Origin of the sequence: Corynebacterium sp. HMSC067D03, assembly GCF_001811185.1 — a bacterium.
In the GTDB taxonomy this organism is placed as follows: Bacteria; Actinomycetota; Actinomycetes; order Mycobacteriales; family Mycobacteriaceae; genus Corynebacterium; species Corynebacterium coyleae.
On record NZ_KV803820.1, the window covers coordinates 334,526 to 335,999 of the forward strand.

1 protein-coding gene is annotated in these 1,474 nt (G+C 54.8%); it reads left to right on the forward strand.

Annotated elements, in window-relative coordinates; all coding sequences use genetic code 11:
- Window positions 1-224 precede the first annotated feature (224 nt).
- Window positions 225-1,474, forward strand: a 1,250-nt coding sequence (istA, locus tag HMPREF2785_RS07310) for an IS21 family transposase (protein ID WP_070614653.1), incomplete at its 3' end; no start/stop codon positions are given.

Below are 1,474 nucleotides of genomic sequence, written 5' to 3' on the forward strand. Positions count from 1 at the left end.
AGTGGCCGATGGTCTTAAGCGATGTTCCAGACAATCTTCCAACAACCCGACGCCCAATCCACCTGGCGATGTCGATTTGGGGTAGTTGGTACCGCGAGTCCGCGTAGTTGGTACCGGTGTTCCACGTACCCGGTACTGCAAGGGGTTTTCTTTCATAGTTGATGTTGGCGACACCACAATCCGGTGGTGTCGCGTCAACATCTACTTGGAAGGAGCCGGTCCTTGTGGCTAACTTCAAACAGATCATCGCGATGTGCCTTGACGGTGCAAGCTACGCACAGATCACACACGCATTGGGATGTTCACGACGAGAAGTATCCCGCGCAAAGAAAGTCATCGCTGAGGAGTCACTAACGCCAGAGCGTTTCCGCCAACTCCCACCGGGATGGTTCGATGATCGATTCAGCGACGGCCGGAGTAAGCGGACGATGTCCTACGACCAGCCTGATTTTCAAGCCCTTGCACGCAAGCTCCAAAGCAAAAAGCACGTGACCAGGCACAAGCTGTGGATGGACTACTTGTCGCAGCCGTGTCCGACGGACAAGACAAAGTACCAGTACTCCCAGTTTTGCAGTGGGCTCAATGAATTTCTCCGTGCTCATGATCTTGTCGAAGTCGTCACCCATGAGCCGGGGCAAGAGCTTTACGTCGACTGGGCTGGCGACAAAGTGCCGGTGGTGGATCAGGCCAGTGGTGATACCGCATTCAAGGCGTCGCTGTTTGTCGCGGTATGCCCGTACTCAGGGCTGATGTACGTCACTGCTGCTGCGAATGAGAAGATGCCGGCTTGGATTGCATGCCACGTCAAAGCGTTGAACTATCTTGGCAAATTACCGGCGGTCATCGTGCCGGATAATGCCTCTACGGCGACCTACCGGCCGAGGAAGCATTCAGGCTACCGGATGGTCACTGACCGCTACGCAGCGTTTGCCGACTACTACGGGGTCACGATTGTGCCGACAAGGCCTGGCAGGCCCCGCGACAAAGCGGCAGTAGAGCGTGCTGTGAAAATCGCCTACACCAAAATACTCGGGTATTTCAGCGACGAGGTCTTCTACAATCTCGATGAACTCAATGAGGCAATCGCTGACCGGCTTGCCGATATCAACAGCGCAATGACACGGGCTGATGGCACAACACGGCGCATGCGCTTTGAGCAAGAAGAAGCACCAGTGATGCGCGATCTGCCGCCGACACCGTTTACAGAAGTGTCATACAAGCGACTCAAAGTCGACCGTAATTGGCACATCACCTGTGACTACCAGTACTATTCTGTGCCATTTCAGCTGGTAGGAGAGGCAGTGACGGTCAGGCTCACCCCGCAACTGGTGAGCATCTTCAACGGTGATCAACTAGTTGCTGAGCACACACGCCTTCACGGATTCAAATACCGGTACTCCACTGATCCCAACCATGGGCCAAGCGGCGCCGATGAAGGGCACTGTGTTTTGTCAAGTTGTTTTAGGCCGTTTCG